General features: G+C 52.1%; 9 protein-coding genes and 1 tRNA gene. 3 read left to right on the top strand and 7 right to left on the bottom strand.

What is annotated here, in order from left to right; translation table 11 throughout:
- Window positions 1-35: 35 nt before the first annotated feature.
- A tRNA-Val gene (locus tag AB1L42_RS21290) sits at window positions 36-109 on the bottom strand.
- 281 nt (window positions 110-390) lie between these two features.
- Here AB1L42_RS21290 and AB1L42_RS21285 point away from each other — a divergent pair.
- Window positions 391-1704, top strand: coding sequence for a PLP-dependent aminotransferase family protein (locus tag AB1L42_RS21285; protein WP_367061191.1), 1314 nt, complete (start codon window positions 391-393; stop codon window positions 1702-1704).
- A 140-nt stretch (window positions 1705-1844) separates the two neighbouring features.
- Here the strand turns inward: AB1L42_RS21285 and AB1L42_RS21280 are convergent, their stop codons facing one another.
- The 4 genes from AB1L42_RS21280 to AB1L42_RS21265 form a co-directional block, all read right to left on the bottom strand.
- Entirely contained in the window at window positions 1845-3362 is a 1518-nt protein-coding gene (locus tag AB1L42_RS21280; protein ID WP_367061188.1) for a glutamate synthase subunit beta, read from the bottom strand.
- Between the two features lie 295 nt (window positions 3363-3657).
- Entirely contained in the window at window positions 3658-8265 is a 4608-nt protein-coding gene (gene gltB / locus AB1L42_RS21275) for a glutamate synthase large subunit (protein ID WP_367061185.1), read from the bottom strand.
- 423 nt (window positions 8266-8688) lie between these two features.
- A complete protein-coding gene (locus AB1L42_RS21270) occupies window positions 8689-9624 on the bottom strand; it encodes a LysR family transcriptional regulator (protein WP_367061182.1) in 936 nt (311 codons plus the stop codon).
- Between the two features lie 291 nt (window positions 9625-9915).
- Complete coding sequence (locus tag AB1L42_RS21265; RefSeq protein ID WP_367061179.1) at window positions 9916-10635, bottom strand: hypothetical protein; 720 nt, start codon at window positions 10633-10635, stop codon at window positions 9916-9918.
- Window positions 10636-10849: 214 nt separating this feature from the next.
- Between AB1L42_RS21265 and gatB the strand changes: the two genes are divergently transcribed.
- Together gatB and AB1L42_RS21255 are read left to right on the top strand one after the other, a co-directional pair.
- On the top strand, window positions 10850-12349 hold the full coding sequence (gene gatB / locus AB1L42_RS21260; protein ID WP_367061176.1) for an Asp-tRNA(Asn)/Glu-tRNA(Gln) amidotransferase subunit GatB: 1500 nt from the start codon (window positions 10850-10852) through the stop codon (window positions 12347-12349).
- A gap of 413 nt (window positions 12350-12762) precedes the next feature.
- The gene (locus AB1L42_RS21255; RefSeq protein ID WP_367061173.1) at window positions 12763-13782 is read left to right on the top strand and encodes a hypothetical protein; all 1020 of its coding nucleotides are present in this window, start codon (window positions 12763-12765) and stop codon (window positions 13780-13782) included.
- 109 nt (window positions 13783-13891) lie between these two features.
- On the opposite strand, the gene AB1L42_RS21250 is transcribed toward AB1L42_RS21255, so the two are convergent.
- Both AB1L42_RS21250 and AB1L42_RS21245 read right to left on the bottom strand, forming a co-directional pair.
- Window positions 13892-14386, bottom strand: a complete 495-nt coding sequence (locus AB1L42_RS21250; protein WP_367061171.1) for a hypothetical protein — start codon at window positions 14384-14386, stop codon at window positions 13892-13894.
- 1514 nt (window positions 14387-15900) lie between these two features.
- The gene (locus AB1L42_RS21245; RefSeq protein WP_367061168.1) at window positions 15901-18366 is read right to left on the bottom strand and encodes a DUF4185 domain-containing protein; all 2466 of its coding nucleotides are present in this window, start codon (window positions 18364-18366) and stop codon (window positions 15901-15903) included.

Raw genomic sequence — 18366 nt, 5'->3', positions numbered from 1 at the left:
AACTTGTGTTGACACAAAACTGTCAGAGAAAGAAGTGGTCACAGCCAGACTCGAACTGGCGGCCTTCTGTTTGTAAGACAGACGCTCTAACCAACTGAGCTATGCGACCGAGGGCAGTTTACTATCGATGACCTGAGTGAGCAAGTGGAGGTTCGGTGAGACTTCGAGTTTGAGGACCAAAGTTGGATTGAAGTGGTCATTGCGAGTTTGCACGATCAAGCTGGTGGTATGAGATTTTAATCACTTCAGAAGAGACTCAGTTTTCTCAGCGATTTGCTTGCTCACGTGGATCACATCATCGGTTGTTGAATCGATGAAGCTGTCGCTGAAACGATCGGGGCAAGTTCGTAGAATGAATTTTGACGAAACAATTGGAGATGAGACGAGACTATGAAGACATCCGCAGAACTGCCCGTCTTAATGAGTCAGCGAAGCAAAATGACCAAGGATCTGGCGATCAGCTTCCTGATGCAGCAGGGGGTGGAAAATCCAGATTGCTTGTCGTTGGCAGCTGGTTTGGTCGATCCCGCGACACTCCCGGTCGAGGAAACGCTTCGAGCTTCACAGCAGGTTCTCGCGACAAAAGAATCCGGGATGCGGGCGCTTCAGTATGGAACGACCCCCGGTAGTGCTGAGCTTCGATCGGAGCTGCTTTCTTATTTTGCGGAGTTGGAGAAGTGCTCGGTTGAAGACCTCGGGATCGATGCCAGTCAGATGATTCTGACGACCGGTTCTCAGCAACTGTTGTCGCTGGTGTGCGAAACCCTGCTCGATCCCGGAGACATCTGTCTTGTCGCTGGGCCGACGTATTTTGTGTTCGCAGGAAATCTCGCGGGAGTGGGAGCGAGAACAGTCACAATTCCGTCGGATGAAGAGGGGATGGATCCCGCTGCACTCGATCATGCTCTGGAGCAAATTGCTTCGATGGAGGAGCTGCATCGGGTGAAGTTGATTTACGTCGTCAGCTACTACGACAACCCGAGCGGTGTTTGTCTGTCGACTTCGCGTCGCGAGCAGATTGTCGAGATCGCTCAGAAGTATTCTCGCGAACATCGACTTCTGGTTTTGGAAGACGCCGCCTATCGGGAGCTTCGATACGATGGAGAAGAACACCCGAGCATGTGGGGTTTCGATCAAGACCGGTCGAGCGTCATTTACACACAGACGTTCTCAAAAACGTTCTCTCCGGGGATTCGAGTTGGATTCGGAATCGTCCCCAAAGAGTTGGTGACCGCCATTTGCGAGCGAAAAGGGAATGAGGATTTCGGATCGGCTCACTTCAATCAAAAACTCATCGCAGAGGTGTTGCGAAGCGGTGCGTATCGTGGGCATCTCGCGAAAGTGCGCGACGGATACCGATTGAAGCGTGATGCAATGTTGGCCGCTGCTGAGAAGTATTTTTCGGATCTGCCGGGAGTGAGTTGGGTGCATCCCAAAGGGGGATTGTACGTCTGGATGACTCTTCCAGCGTCGATTCAGTCGGGGTTTGACAGTCCGCTCTTCTCACGTGCTGTCGAGCATGGCGTGATGTATGTGCCTGGAGAATTGTGTTACGCCGGCCCGCTGGAAGATCGTCCCAGATCGCAGTTGCGATTGAGCTATGGGGTCTTGACGGTCGAATTGATCGACGAAGCGATGCGTCGACTCGCCGATGCGGTCCGGGAAATGCAATCAGCTCGACCGTCAAACGACGTATGGAGCTGATTGAAGAACTCATCAAGTCGAGTTGCTCCCCGCGCTCTTTCTATCAAGCGAATGTCTGGAGGCATCCGCTTGAAGATGTCTAAATGCGGCGAGTGGCCTTAATCATGTCGACCTTTCAAGGGGTAGCGACGCTCAGTGCATTACGGCAATTCAGTGACGCCCATCAGGTAGCGGTCACATTCGCGCGCAGCTTCTCGGCCTTCGTTGATGGCCCAGACGATCAGACTTTGACCGCGTCGACAGTCACCAGCGGCGAACACACCTTCGAGATTGGTGGCGTACTTTCCGTAAGTCGCTTTGAAGTTGCTTCGTGCGTCGACTTCAATTCCGAGTTGTTCGGCAATTATCTGTTCAGGTCCGCGGAAGCCGAGTGCCATGAAGCACAGATCTGCTGGCCACTCTTTTTCTGAACCGGGAACCGGAGAGAACGGGGCGTTTGCTGTCGGATTTGACCAATCAACCTGTTGGGTTTTGATCGCCTTCAGGTTTCCATTTCCATCGCCGATGAATTCGGTTGTCTGAATTGCATACTCACGCGGGTCATTGGCCAGTGTCTTTTGACCATTGGACTTGTAGTTGAAGACAGCCGCAGCTTCGGCGTGTCCGTAGTCGACTCGATGCACCTTCGGCCATTGTGGCCATGGATTGTTCGATGCACGTGACTCAGGAGACTGAGGAACGATCTCGAAGTTGACGAGGCTCTTACAGCCGTGTCGCAAACTTGTTCCGAGGCAATCGTTGCCTGTATCTCCACCGCCGATGACGACGACGTGTTTGTCTTTCGCCGAGATGTAGTTGCCATCTTTGAGCTCGGAGTCGAGCAGGCTCTTCGTGTTGGCGTGTAGGAATTCCATCGCGAAGTGAATTCCGTTCAACTCTCGACCTGGAGTCCGGGCGAAGAAGTCGTTCGGGACCGTGGCTCCTGTTGCGAGAACGACGGCATCGAATTCGTCCATCAGTTCTTGAGCTGGAACGTCTTTGCCAATTTCGGTCTCTGTGAGGAACTTGACGCCTTCTGCTCGAAGCAGATCGATGCGCCGTTCGACAATCCACTTCTCGAGTTTCATGTTCGGAATGCCGTACATGAGAAGTCCGCCGATTCGATCGGATCTCTCATAAACGGTGCACAGGTGGCCTGCGCTGTTCAGCTGGGCTGCCGCGGCTAAACCAGCAGGGCCGGAACCGACGATAGCGACCTTCTTGCCGGTCCGTTCGCTAGGTGGATTCGGGCGAATCCAGTCTTCGGCGAAACCTCGATCAACGATGTTGCGCTCAATGGTCTTGATTGCCACGGGAGGTTCGTTGATCCCAAGAGTGCACGAACCTTCGCACGGAGCAGGGCAGACGCGACCGGTGAACTCCGGGAAGTTATTCGTCTTGTGCAGTCGGTCGAGAGCTTCCTGCCAGTCGTTGTGGTAGACGAGATCGTTCCACTCAGGAATCAGATTGTGGAGCGGACATCCTGTCGCCATTCCGGCCATGATGTCACCGGTATGGCAGAACGGAATTCCGCAGTCCATGCAGCGCGCTCCCTGCTGCTTCAGGACTTTCAATTCGATTGGATTGGCGAATTCGTTCCAGTCTTCGAGTCGTTCTTTGGGCGGGCGTTCGCTCGCTGTCTGCCGCTCGTACTCCTTAAATCCGGTTGGCTTTCCCATGATTTGTCTTTTCCGTTATTTCAGAACCATTGATACGGTTGTCTTTGGATTCGAATCGTTCCGAGAAGAATGTTGCTCGCCCCGAAAGTCATTCGTCGTGCTAGAGCAAGTTGCTCTTTCCTGTGCACTCGCTGGCGCGGTCTCACTTGTTGTAAAGCAGAGTTTGCTCGTGCGAGTCAGTGCAAACCAAATTCGAAAATGTTCTCGCTTCGTGAGGAAATGGAAACGGCATTCCAGTCGGGAGTCGACAAGTCGCTGAACTCGTCGACTCCATGAACTGGTTGCTAGTGACACATTATGTCGCTGAAACTTCCGTTGAAGCAGAATTGACATCTGCTTGTTGAAGTGCCATTTGTTCCATCGCACGTTTGAAATCGCGTGGCATCACTTTGACGAATTGCTCCAAAGACGTATCCCACGTGTCGAGGATTTCAGCGGCTCGAGTCGAACCGGTGTAGTTTTGATGGCGTTCGATGACATCTTTGAGTTCGGCAGCTTCTTCAGAGCCTTCGACTTTTTCGAGGTCAACGAGTTCCAGGTTGCAGTTCTCGAGGAATCGCTGTTTCGGATCCCAGACGTAGGCAATTCCGCCGGACATTCCAGCTGCGAAGTTGCGTCCGGTTTCGCCGAGAATGATGACTCGTCCACCGGTCATGTATTCACAACCGTGATCGCCAACTCCCTCGACGACTGCTGTTGCTCCTGAGTTTCGAACACAGAAGCGTTCGGCGGCAATTCCTCGGAAGAAGGCTTCGCCAGAAGTTGCACCGTAAAGGGCAACGTTTCCGATGATGATGTTGTCTTCTGCCGGGAAGCTGCTGTCCGGTGATGGGTAAACAATCAGGCGACCGCCGGAAAGTCCCTTACCGCAGTAGTCGTTGGCATCTCCGATGACTTCAATCGTCACACCGTTGGTCGCCCAGGCACCGATTGATTGACCGGCGGAACCGTGGCAGACGAGGTGAATGGTGTCTTCGGGTAGACCTTTCAACTTCCAGATCTTGGAAACTTCATGACTCATCGACGTTCCAAAGGCGCGATCGATGTTTTGAATGTCGAGTTCGATACGAATCTTCTCTCCCTTTTCAATCGCTTCGCGACATTGCGGGATGAGAGTCGACTGGTCGAGAGTTTCCTCAAGTCCGTGATTCTGTGACTTCTGGCAGTAAGTCCCTGCATTCGGGTAGGGACTTTTGACTGGAGTCAGAATTTTGGACAGGTCGAGATGCTTCGCTTTCCAGTGATCGATGTCGGTGTTCAGTTCGAGCATGTCCGAACGTCCCACCATCTCGTTGATCTTGCGGAAGCCGAGTTCCGCCATGATCTTGCGAGTATCTTCAGCGACCATGAACAGGTAGTTGACCACGTGTTCCGGTTTTCCTGCAAACAACTTGCGGAGTTCCGGATCTTGTGTGGCAATACCAACAGGACATGTGTTGAGATGACACTTACGCATCATGATGCAACCCATCGTGATCAGCGGAGCTGTTGCGAATCCGAATTCTTCAGCTCCCAACATTGCTGCGATCACGACGTCGCGGCCAGTTTTGATTTGGCCGTCGGTTTCGAGAACCACGCGACTTCGCAGGTCGTTCATGACCAGAGTCTGATGAGTCTCGGCGATCCCGAGTTCCCATGGCAGACCGGCATGCTTGATGGATGTCAGTGGCGATGCCCCGGTTCCTCCACCATCGCCGGAAATCAGAATCTTGTCCGAGTGTCCTTTGGCGACACCGGCTGCAATGGTTCCGACTCCGACTTCGGAAACCAGTTTGACACTGATCCGAGCGGAAGGATTGGCGTTCTTCAGGTCGAAAATCAGCTGAGCCAAATCTTCGATGGAATAGATGTCGTGATGCGGCGGAGGACTGATCAATCCGACTCCGGGCGTCGAGTGACGCGTCGCAGCAATGATCTTGTCCACTTTGTGGCCAGGTAGTTCTCCACCTTCACCCGGCTTGGCACCCTGAGAAACTTTGATCTGAATCTCATCAGCGTTGGTCAAGTACCATGAAGTCACACCAAAGCGACCGGAGGCCACCTGCTTGATGGCAGATCGCTTGCTGTCACCGTTCGGCATTGGAGTGAAACGCTGGGCGTCTTCTCCACCTTCACCGGTGTTGCTCTTTCCGCCGAGGCGATTCATCGCGATGGCGAGAGTCTCATGTGACTCCGCAGAGATCGATCCGTAACTCATCGCTCCCGAGCAGAATCGTTTCACGATCTCCTTGGCGGGTTCAACTTCGTCCAGTGGGATCGACTGACCGGTGCGGAAGCGAAGCAGTCCACGCAGGGTTCCCTGACGCTGGTTGCTGGTGTTGACCAGTTCGGCGAATCGCTCGTAAGCGTTTTGATCGCCAGCGCGAGCTGCCTGCTGGATTTCGGCAATTGTCATTGGGTTCCAAGCATGCTTTTCACCCCCATGACGCCAGTGGACCAGTCCCATGTTGGGAAGAACAGGCAGACGCTTGCTTTCGTGTCGGGCCGGGAATCCCATTTCATGGCGTCGGAGATGTTCCTCAGCCAGAATCCGGAAGTTGACTCCCTGAATTCGACTTGCAGTTCCTCGGAAGCAGGTATCGATCACATCATCGGCGAGGCCGAGTGCTTCGAAGATTTGAGCTCCCTTGTAAGAAGCCAGCGTCGAAATTCCCATTTTACCCATCACCTTGAGCATCCCTTTGAAGACGCCCTTGCGATAGGTTTTCACGATCTTTTCTTCGTCGTAGGACTCCTTCAGATGCCCATGATCTTTCGCATCTCGAATGGCTTCGAAAGCGACATATGGGTTGATGGCATCGGCACCGTATCCTGTCAGGAGGCAGAAGTGATGAACTTCCCGAGCTTCTCCCGATTCAATCACCAAACCGATTCGAGTACGAAGCTCTTTGCCAACGAGATAATGGTGAACGGCTCCAGTGACGAGCAGTGAGCTGATCGGCACTCGATCGGCACTACAAGCTCGGTCGGAGAGGACGACGAGGCTATAACCATCTGCGATGGCCTGTTCGACTTCCTGACAGATTCTCTTCAGGGCTGGCTGAAGGCCAGATGTTCCCTCAGAACGATCCCAGGTGGTGTCGATGGTCTTCGTTTTCCATCCACGGTATCCGTCGAGAGATTTAATGGCTGCCGTTTCTTCATCCGTCAAAATTGGATGAGGAACGCGGAGGCGATGAGCCTGTTCTTCTGTTGTGTCGAGAAGATTTCCTTCCGGACCGATGTAGCACTCCAGCGACATAATGACTTCCTCGCGAATCGAATCGATCGCGGGGTTCGTCACCTGTGCGAAGAGTTGTTTGAAGTAATCGTAAAGGAGGCGTGGTTTGTCTGAGAGACAAGCCAGCGACGAGTCATCGCCCATCGAGTAGATGGGATCTTTTCTCTGATTGAGAAGAGGGATGAGCATGAACTGCATCGTTTCGGTGGTGTAACCGAAGGCCTGCATTTGGCTCAGCAGGTTTTCTGACTCGATTCGCTCAGTGGTTCCCTTCTTAGACTCCCAGTTGTCGACAAGTTCGTTCAAGTCGACGCGTTGTCGCTGCAGCCACTCGCCGTATGGGCGACGTCCAGCAACATCGTGCTTCAACTCTTCATCGGGAACGAGTCGTCCCTCTTCAAAGTTGACGAGGAACATTTTTCCGGGCTGTAGTCGGCCTTTGCTTTTGACATTCTTCGGATCGATGGGAAGCACACCGACTTCGCTGGCCATGATCACGCGATCATCGTGAGTCACGTAATAGCGACTTGGTCGCAGACCGTTTCGGTCGAGGCTGGCACCGATGAAGCGACCGTCTGTGAACGAGACACTCGCAGGTCCGTCCCATGGTTCCTGCATTGTCGAGAAGTACTCGTAGAACGAACGCTTGTCCTCGGACATTTCGTGATGATTCTGCCAGGCTTCGGGAATCATCATCATCGCCACTTCCTGAAGTGTGCGTCCCGAGTGGTAGAGAAGTTCCATCGCGTTGTCGAAATTCCCCGAGTCGCTGCAATGCTTTTCGATGATCGGGAAGAGTTTCTTAAGATCGTTGCCGAACAACTTCGAAGACATCGCACCCTGTCGAGCGTACATCCAGTTGCTGTTGCCTTTAACGGTGTTAATCTCGCCGTTGTGGGCCATGAAACGCAACGGTTGAGCGCGGTCCCAGGATGGGAACGTGTTGGTGCTGAATCGACTGTGAACCATCGCGAGGTGCGATTCAAAATCGGCATCGTTCAGGTCTTCGAAGTAGGGAAGCATCTGATCTGGAGTCAGCATCCCTTTGTAGACAATGACCTTTGTTGAGAGCGAACAGGAATAGAACTCCGTAGCGTGAGGGAGTTCCGATTCGCGAATGCGATGGCTTGCCATCTTGCGGATGATGAACAGCTGTCGTTCCAGCTCTTCGGAATTAAGTCCCGGAGCGGCTCCGATTAAGAGCATTTCCATATGCGGCTCAGCGGCGCGTGCAGATGGTCCAATGTTGGCCACGTCGGCTCGCTGTGGAACTTTCCGCCACCCGATCAATGTCTGACCTTGTTCTTTGATCAGATCACCGACGATTGATTTGAAATCAGCTCGGGCTTGTTCGTTCTTGGGAAGGAAGATAATTCCCGCCCCATATTGCCCAGCTTCAGGCAGGTCGACTCCGAGTTCCTGCTTGACGACTTTACGCAGGAACTTGTCCGGAAGGCCGACGAGCATTCCGGCACCGTCCCCGGTGTTCTCTTCACATCCACAAGCTCCACGGTGAGTCATGTGTCGCAGAATGTGATCCGCATCCAGCACGATCTGGTGCGAAGCTTGTCCCTTAATATGTGCAACAAAGCCAACGCCACACGAATCGTGTTCGTTGTCAGGGTGATACAGCCCTTGCGGTTCGGGAAAACCAGCGAGTTGATTGTTGGAGAGATTTTCCATGATGCACAATTCCTTTGTTGTCTCAAATCCGGAACCGGTAAGCCTCTCAACGCGTAGTTCGGCTTTCGGTTGAAAACTCAGGAAAGCCTGAGTCTTTGGTCGTTTGGTCTCCATCTCCACATTCTTCGCAGACGGAAGATGCAGAAAATCAGACCGGTTGGGGTCAGGTTGACTTGCCTGTCAGCAAGTCGCGATGTGTCGTGAAAGGTTCCGAGTGGAATGTCGATATCGACCCGGACTCTGATTGCGATGGACAAATCCCACTGCTGAATGGTTCCCGAACACGGAAGCCCATCTCAAAGAACTTGTCCACTTCGCTCCGTCATTGCTCAGGCGTCCTGATTGACGCGTTGCGAGCGGAAAATCGGCCCTGTTGCCTCATGCGTTCGGACCGTTTCGGTTGGTTCCCCAGGAACCTCCCAGCTATGCGGAACTACTGCTGGTGGCAGTAGAGAATGGCGACACCGGTTCGTGTTCAGGAGACTCTTCGTGAAGCAACTCCACGAACTTCTCGGCAGCACGAGACAGGTGTTTGTGACGTTTATGAACAATTCCCAAGGGACGCACGAATGTGCAGTCTGAAAGAGGGATCGCACGCAAAGTTTCAAATTCCAGTTCACGTCGAAGTGTGGCCAACGGTAACAGTGCCACACCCAAATTGATTTCGACTGCCCGCTTGACGGTCTCAAGGTTATCGAACTGATGAACGACGTGCATGGTCACGTTCGATTTTCTCAGTAATTTCTCAGTGGCACGTCGGATCATCAAATCATGTGTGAACGCAACTAAATCGAGTCCTTGGAGATCCGTCAATCGGATCGACTCCCGATCGGCAATCGGATGTTCTGGAGCAACTGCCAGAACCATTTCCTGATCAATCCACGGAAGGCAGCCAATGTCCCCGCCATCTTTGGGGAAGGAAACAATCCCGAGCTCCACTTCATCCCGAAGCACGCGATTGTAAACTTCGTCGGGTTGAACGTAGTCCAGACTCAATTCGACATCGGGATATTCGCTGCGAAACTTTCTCACATAGTCTGCCATTTGCAGCAGACCGACGGAATAAATCGAGGCGACTCGAACCCGACCCGTTAGTCGACCGCTGAATCGTGTGACCGCGTCTTCAATTTCCCGGTAGTCGTCCAGCCATTTCTGGCATCGTTCAAAATAAACAGTTCCAGCAGGTGTCAATCCGATCGGACGTTGCGATCGATCGATCAAAGCGACGCCGAGTTGGTCTTCGAGTTGTTGGAGAGCCTGACTCACCGCCGGCTGTGAAATTTGACGCGCCGACGCAGCCCGGGAAAAGCTGCGCTGCGTTGCGATTTCACAGAATATTTCGGTATTCCGAAGACTCACGGGCTTCAATAACCAATTTCAAATAAAAGAACCATTGTTCGATAAGTGGTGGAGTGTATCCTCGCGAACCGCAGCCGTCAAGGATTTTGGAGATGGTCCGATCAACTCATCAGAATCCGGGATTTTATGATCCGCCCGGACACTTTCACGACGTCAGATTGAGTCGTATCAATGGTTTTAGATGTGAGTGCTCGGCAGCATTTCTCCGACCAGTGATCGACTGTAAATACGACGATCACGTGGAGATCAGTCGCTTCGTCGCATCAAACGAAGCGAAAAGAGAACTCGTCACTATTTGGTCGAGATGGATTCGATCATGCGAACGACTTCTTCTTCGTCCCAGTTGTTGTCTGTCTCGAAGATCATGAGGAAGGCGACTCCCTCGCGTCCTTTGAAAAGTCCCACCACCTGATGGACGACTTCGTCCGATTCGGGACGAGTTCCGGTCACAAATTCGAAGTCGACCTCTTCGCCGTCAATCGTGAATGTGCGAGTTTCCTGGGATGTGACGTTGATGTCCTGGTTCGTCCCCTGTTTCTCGGCTTCCTTTTCAAACTCGAGCCGAAGGTCATCTTTCTCTGTTATGGAGGAGCCAGACATCTGCATCAGAACTATTCCTCCATTTTCAGGGTCTTTGCTCCGACCGTAAGCGACCATGTCCATCTTGACGATGTCGAACACGTTGAACCCCACGCCAGCGCCGGGCTCATAGACGGCCGGCAAAACGATCGTGGCGATTTTGTCTCGCATCGCATCGATTTCTGCCGGGTTGTTTGTCGTTGTTGTCGAATTCGAAAGGAACCAGTAAGCACCGCCACAACAGACGACCAGACTCAGGGCTGAGAAAATGAGAAGCCCCATCAGCACCTTCATTCCGGTGCTCATCCCCGGAGATGGCGACGGTGTAGAGAAACCATCATCATCGTCGTCATTAAAATCGTCGAAGGGGGCATTCTCTGACATGAAGAGTTCTCGATCTGGGAGTTGTCGGTCTGAATTTGAATCGTCCATCGTCGGCGACCAAAGATCAAGCGCACCCACCAATCCATTAAGACATGCAATCTCGTTTCAGGTCTTCGATTCGACGATTGTTTGGAGATCGAAGAGAGAGGCTCGCGACACTCCGCCCGGGTGATTCAGGAATCAACAAAGGCGTGAAAAGAGTGACTCGTCAGTCGCAGCGTGCTGGGCTACACTTCGGCCAATTGTGAACGCGAGGAATGCTATGAATGTCACGACAATTGTGGGCCTGGAAGTTCATGTCCAGCTTCAGACGAAAACGAAAATCTTCTGTGGGTGCGCAAACCGCTTCAATCCAGACGCTCCCAATACGCAGGTCTGCCCGGTCTGTCTGGGACATCCAGGCACCTTGCCGGTCATGAATCAAGAAGCCTTCGATCTCTCGCTGATCACAGCCACCGCTCTGAACTGCGAAATCGCAGAGTTCACGAAATGGGATCGCAAGCAGTATTTCTATCCCGACCTCCCCAAAGGCTATCAGATCAGTCAGTACGATCTTCCCTTCAGTAAACAGGGATGGCTTGAGATCGACGGCGACGACGGGAACCGACGCAAAATTCGCATCAATCGAGCACACCTCGAAGAAGATGCCGGGAAGAACATTCACGACGAAACCGGACGTGGGAAAGACAGCCAGGTCGACCTCAACCGGGCCGGAACTCCGTTGCTCGAAATCGTCAGCGAACCTGATCTTCGATCCGGTGCCGAAGCCAAGCAGTATCTCGAAGAGATGCGCCTGCTCCTCACCTTTCTCGATGTCTCCGACTGCAACATGCAAGAGGGCAGCCTCCGCTGTGATGCCAACGTCAACCTGCATCTGACTGACGACGCAGGACAAACAGTCGCCACGCCCATTGTTGAAGTCAAAAACCTCAACAGTTTCCGGGCTGTCGAGGCAGCCATCGATTTCGAAGTCCAGCGACAGCTCAAAGAATACGAAAAGTCCGGCCGCAAGCTAGGCGATCCGGGAGTGGAGAAGGAAACGCGCGGTTGGGATGCCAATCGAAACGTCAGCTTCGCACAGCGAGGCAAAGAAGACGCCGCCGACTATCGATACTTCCCCGATCCCGATCTCGTCCCCGTCACAGTTACGAAAGAACGCATCGCCGCCGTCCGCGCCGCACTTCCAGAGGCACCCGCCACTCGACGCCGACGCTTCGAAAAAGAGCTCGGTCTCTCCACCTACGATGCCGACGTCATCGTCAATCAGGGACGCGAACTCGCCAGCTACTTTGAAGAGGTCGTCGAAGTCAGCGGAGACGGAAAGCAGTCCGCGAATTTCGTCACTCAGGACGTGCTCCGCGAGATGAAAGAGCGCGGAGACGAAATCGGTGAGTTCCCCGTCTCTGCATCAATCCTCGGGACGATCGTCAAACGAGTCGTTGACAACAAAATCACCACCAAAAGCGGCCGCGAGGTCTTCTCCGCTCTCCTCGAAGAAGCAGACAGCGACCAGGAAATCAGCACCAACCGCGTCGACGAAATGATCTCGGAACGCGGCCTCAAAGTCGTCTCAGATACCGGCGCTCTCGAAGAAGCAGTCCGCTCCGCAATCGCCAACTGCTCCAGCGCCGTCGAAGACTACCGCGCCGGCCGAAAACAAGCGATCGGAGCAATCATCGGCCAGGTGATGAAACAAGCCAAAGGCGCCGACGCCAAAGCCGTCCGCGAACTCATCATCAAAGTCATCGAAGAAACCGCCTGAAGTTCTCTCACACCCGACCGGCCAACAACATGCCGAATTCGAAACTGCAAACGTAATTCGAAAACCATGCCCACGCAAGCGGGGGCATGGCACCCGTGCTGAGCAAATCGGCCGGGCGTCAACGAATGGTGTCGGTCTTGCGAAATATCGATATTCGCCTGCCAATTGAGTGGAGACCCTGAATCATGTGAAAGATATGGTGCCGATCAAGCTACGGAAGCTGCACGTGCGCGTAGAAATTTTTCAAGCTTCGCGAATGCTACTGGCTGTTCAGTGAATGTGCCATCATGTGTAGTACAGATGGGACTCAATCATACAATGGATCCTGATGGGGATGAAGATGGACGTGACTACCCACCGATGGATAACTATCCCCCAACGTCTAACTGAGCCATTCAAAGGATGGTGTGCAAATGGAATATCGCATATTGGCTGTTTTGACGATTGTAGTGGCAAGTGGTTGTCGAGATGACCCACTAGGAGCATTCGTGAGAATTCCCACAAGTGAGGTGGCACGTGCCATCAGCATTTCGAGCAACGGTGACCTATTAGCGATTGTGACCACTCACAAGCTGATTGTAGTCAATCCAGATCAATTGTCGCAACGGCTGGAATTCGAATCTAGTGCATACGACCCGTGTCTTGCTTGGGTGGATAATGATGAATTGCTGGTGTTATCGAAAAGTGGAACAATAACGACTTTCGACCCTGTCCACTTATCGTGGGAGGATAGCAAGTCAAATGACAGGTACACTTGCGATTGCAGCGTTCTCAATGACACACTGTTCTTTTCGAAAACTGCCTCATTGAGGTTCGCAGAAACGGGCTGCGTGTACAACCAACAGCTGACAAAAGATTTGCAAACCAAAATCTACGAAATGCCAATGCCATTGTGTGGAGATGAATGCCCATGGTCTTTGGATTTAGCAGAAACATCAGACGGTCTCGTACGGCTTGTCGTGTCACGATACGGTAAGAACGGGGTTGGTTTGTTCGACCTTAAGCGTTCATCGGGTAAGTTCGAGATTGTTAGTCAGGATTTTCTGATCACAGGAGGAACTCGAGTATTGTCAGCACGAATTAGCAAATACGCAACACATATTGCAGCTTTGACAGATGAGACCTTTGAGTTGCACTCTTTGCAAAATGGGAGGTATGAAACATCATATAGTCTATCATACGACGGCAATCTTTATGACGCATTTCCTCTTGGTCCTGACGGAGTTGTTCCACTCGATATTTCAGAGTCGGGAAACTCCATAGTCTTTTCGCTTGGAAAGGAATGTAGGTTACTGGTCAAAGGCAAAGCTGGATACGTACAATTTGTGATCGATCGGCCCACAAATGCCGTGTCGCTTTCGTCGGACGGTAGGTTACTATTTGCGGGGCACAAGCGAGAATGTGTAGGTTACGAAATCCCTGTTGTGAGGTAGGTGGGCACCCGTGCCGTCATATTCGAAACGGTTTTCTACGTGTTTAGAGTCGGGTAGTAGCATAAACCGCCTTCGTGGAACAGAAAGTATTCTGGGCCACTCACGAGTTCTATTCTGGCAACTTTGAGATGTCGACCCATTTCATTGTCTTCGACTTGAAGTCAATGACTACCAATTGACTACTGTTTTTTACAACGACTGCGTCTGAAAAAGTTTCATTCGAAAGCGTTCGGTGCTCCTCCTTTTCTAAGTCGATCCCACAGTACAGGGATCCATTGGGAAGAGGAACTGCCTCCTTCGGTCCAAATCGCAAAAACAAATTGTCGGCGTTGACTACCAGGTCCACTTCATCAGAAACGTAAATACTACCCGGTTTTTGGAGCCCATAAGCATCTACATGAGCAAATTCTCGAAACCCTTCTCGCAATTGTGCAGCGAAGATCCAATCATTCGTTTGCGCGTCCAGATCTGAGATCCACTTTCTCTCTTTTTCGAAAGCTCTAGTTTCAGCTGTCGGCTGCGCTTGATGATTTGGTGGCTGAGCGAACACTGTGGCCGCAGCTAGAATAAACAACAAGGATTGCACATATTTGTGTTGCATCATTGCGCTTCACCTAATGGGCGAATGTCTTCGCCCAAGTCTCCAGGGTTAAAAATCGGATCTGGCCACGATAAAACGCGTCGGCCAGTACGTGGGACGTGCTCAGTTACAATCTCAACGCACTCCAATGCCCAATTTACACGAATCGTATTCGTGTACCTCGTATAGTGGCAGTCTCCGCTGTGAGTGTCTGGTGAACGTTTGGACTTCAGCAGCGTAAGGTCTGCTGAGCGGACCGAATAGTGCCGCCGATCTTCCTGAAATCGTTCGATCGTCACCTGGGACTACACGTCGCGGGGACGGCTGGATGAGATGTTTCACGCTGGGGGCGTCGACGTGTTCGCCGTAGGTGTAGGTTCTCGCCAGAGATGTACGTGCGATTAGTCACCCGTTCGTTTCCATGCGTCTGTGACGATTTCCCGTCCCCATGATCATACCCGAATGACGCCATCCTGACAGGGGAACTTGGTCACAGATTCAGACGGTTTCAATACGGAACGAACGCTGAGGGTGAGGCATCTTGTCGCAAAGCAACCTAACCGCTAGAAATCGGTCGGGCCACCCAGCGAGTTATGCGTCTTCACAATCTCCGTGCTGACCGGGTGCGTGATCGTCAACGTGGTGCTGGTCGTGCCGCATTCGAGAGAGGTGGTATACGTTTTTCCGCCAACAAGTGAATTCACACCATCTGTGGCAAATGCTTGGTTTGGTCCTGTTTACTTCATCGACCTCTTCACGATCAAACCCCATTGACCTCGCCAACCCAGCCTACGCCACTTACGTGGTACTCGCGTTAAGATTGTTCATCCCACAAATAGTCAGGGGCAGGTGGCATTGCTGGCAACGATCGAAGACATGGGGCATGAGTTGAAAACTCGCACCTTAGAACCGGCACAAGTTCACTTTTTTCTGTTCTCATATGCCGAATAAAGCTTGTCCGCAAGATCGTCTACAAGCGATCCTGTCAGAAGTGCTAGAAAGCCAGAAGTGACAAACGTAGCAGTGTCAGCACTTCCTAAGAGGTACAAGAGTAGCAGCAACCAAAATGAAAACGATATTGCGTATGGCAATAAGAATATTACTGGAAAGAGAACAACTATTACTGGAACGAGAACACAAAGCGATATCAGACTTCGTATTCTATTCGCACGCCGATCATGTTTCGGAATGTCATTTCTTGTCATCACGCAGCCCGGGTGCCATGCTCTCGCTTGTGTGAGCATGCCTATGATGTTGGCGGACGATTCAATCAGCTGATCTCCACGCATCATCTAAAAACGCATAGCTTATACGATATCGATGCTGGCAGTGGTTCTTGATCCAATTTGGGTTTCCTTGATTGCGAATACGATCAATGAGAAGAACGTCATCCCTGAGCATCTGCGGAGAACTTCCTCAAGGTGGTTTGGCATCAGCGCGTTAGTGGCGAACGTGTAATCGGAGAGACTCGTTTTCAATCTTGACGGCGAACTCAATTTGATCATTCGTCGGATCCTTCTTTCGATTCGCAACGACAACTATCTGAGCTTCAATTTCCCGTAGACTGTATTCCACGCATCGTCGCCAACGTTGAAAACCAGGCCAAATTCGGTTCCGTCGCTGCTCCACCATTTGGGGGCAAAGTGGAACGTGCTCACTCGACCGTTCGGTTTGGGAGGCATGAACAACGGTTGCGATTTGAGATAGACAACCTTATGCCACGGTCCCCACGGTTGTTGAGCCTCAAAGAGGGCGTAGTTGCCTGAATTGTCGCGAGGGCTGTAGCTAAGCAAATAGCGTTGGATCGCAGGTTGATAACAGATGCTGACAATTTTGATTCCGTTAGGGTCTTCAAAAGCCGGTTGGCGACTGCTGATGTCTAACGACCATTGCGGTTTGTTGTTGGCGTCCATTCCAGAGAACCATTCCCACACGGAATGATCGAGCACACGTTCGCGAGGAACTCGTGCCAGATCAATGCGTCCTGGGCGTTCGTAGATCCAGCCGCGATCGCTGACTTCAGCGGTTTCGATTCGCGTGAAACAGGCGTAGATGTATCCGTCGGGGGCAGATGAGTTGTCGCGACCACAGTTGATAAACACTCCCGCAGAGACTCTGTCGTGCATCGACCAGTGCCAATCAGCCAGCTCCCAAGTCCGACCATGGTCTTGAGAAAATGCCAGGCCCGTTTCTGCCATTAATTTGGGACGTCCGACCCACATGTAAAGCGTCCCGTCGACGCTGATGATGCCTGTTCCCTTTCCGTTCATTGTGGCTGCGCGATCCGCATCCTTTCCTCCCCAGACATTCTTTGTTTGATAGTCCTCGAGAGCACCCATCACGCACGCAACTCCCATGCTCACTCGGCCTTCCTGATTCGAACCACCAAAACCTCCGCCATCGCCGAAAGCTGTGTATTGACGATCGTCGTCGGCCCATGTGATCGGCCAGATATCACTCCCTGGTGCCTCTGTACGCCGACTCTCAGCGTCGAATTCGATTCCAACGATACGGTCGCTTGAAGGGTAATTAAGCTCTTGCCACTCCGGGACCGGTGCTGGAGGATCGTCGATTGAACGAAATTGAGGGACATTGGATTGTGTATTTGGGGCTGCGGTGATGACCACCACCCAATTGCCTTTGCCTGGAGCGGTCAGCAGTCTCTTTCCACCGCCCTTCAGCGATTTCCTTTCCCCGAACTCTCCAGTATCGATGTCGATCCACTGCTCAATGTGAGAGGCTGTCGTATCGGTCAAGTCTATCGTCACGTCGCCTCCTGCGGGAAAATACACGACGTAGGCGTTTCCTCGGTCAGCAGCTGCATAGGCTTCGTTCTGTTGTCGGTCGGATAGGAGATCATTGTCAGGTTCAATCGACCAAAGTGGAACGAGTGATTCCAAATTGCGTGCTGCGCGGAGACAGTTAACAGCTTTGTTGCCCAGCCCGAGTCCAGAGTCTGGCCGATGAAAGCGTATGGATGCGGCTCCTGCCAACAGGTGCCGCCAAAACCGTTCAATTCCGTCCTGGTCCGAATGACCAAATTTATTTCCACTCGCACCGTAGGTCTTAGTCGTGTTAATCGGCCGTGGTTTGTTCGACAGATAGTCTCGCACGAACAGGAAGTTGTCCCAGTGCTCTTGACCCTTGTTGTGATTGTTTTGTGACACATCCACAAAGTCGTAGAGTTCTGGATGGTCAAAAGTTTGTTTGTGTCGATCTGCCTGCAGGTTCCAGTCGTCCCACATTTCGGTCACACAGATCGTCTTGTTTTCACTCTGAGCCCGGTTCTTGATGAACTGAGCCCAGTAGCGTCCCCATTGCTCGTCGGCTTTAGTTTCGTTGTCGATGCAATACAGAATGTGATCGTAATGCAGGGAGTGATCGAGAAGCTTATTCACGAACTTCTGCTGATACTGGAGCAATAGCTTATTGTGACGCTGTTCAGGAGTGGTGAAGAAGAACGGTTGTTTGTTACTTCCCGGATGGTCTGGATACCGCTCTGCGAACCCCGTCTGCTCGTATGTGTAGTTGACGTTGTTGACTGGATTGTAAGGATGGATCTGCCAGCGATCTTCGCGATGATCGGTGTAGTCGAAGCGGTCCCAGATCTCGATCTGGACAAAGATCTCGCGTTTCGCGGTTTCGCTTAAGAGTCTCTCAAATCGAGTCCAGTATTCATCGTTCCACTGTTCGAGGTCATATCTTCCGTTGTCGAGTTTGCGAAATGGATAGACCTCGAAGCCTTTGTCTTTGCGGTCGCTCATCGTGTTGCGAATCACGTTTCCGTCGGCGTCCGCTAATCGATCGAGTTGTGCGATCAAATCCTCATCTTGCCACTGAAACAAGTTATCATCGTCGCTGCCGCCGAGTAGCAGAACGGGCTCACCGTGATAGCTCCAATACCAAGGATTCTCACTCCATGGACTGATTGGTGATTGACCAGACGCAATTCCCGCAAACAAGGTCTGAGTCAGAATCAATACGTAACAGGGAAGAGTTCTCAT

It is taken from the genome of Thalassoglobus sp. JC818, from assembly GCF_040717535.1.
Classification (GTDB): domain Bacteria; phylum Planctomycetota; class Planctomycetia; order Planctomycetales; family Planctomycetaceae; genus Thalassoglobus.
The sequence above is the reverse complement of the archived record's forward strand: the minus strand, read 5'-3'. Positions and strand labels throughout refer to the sequence as shown.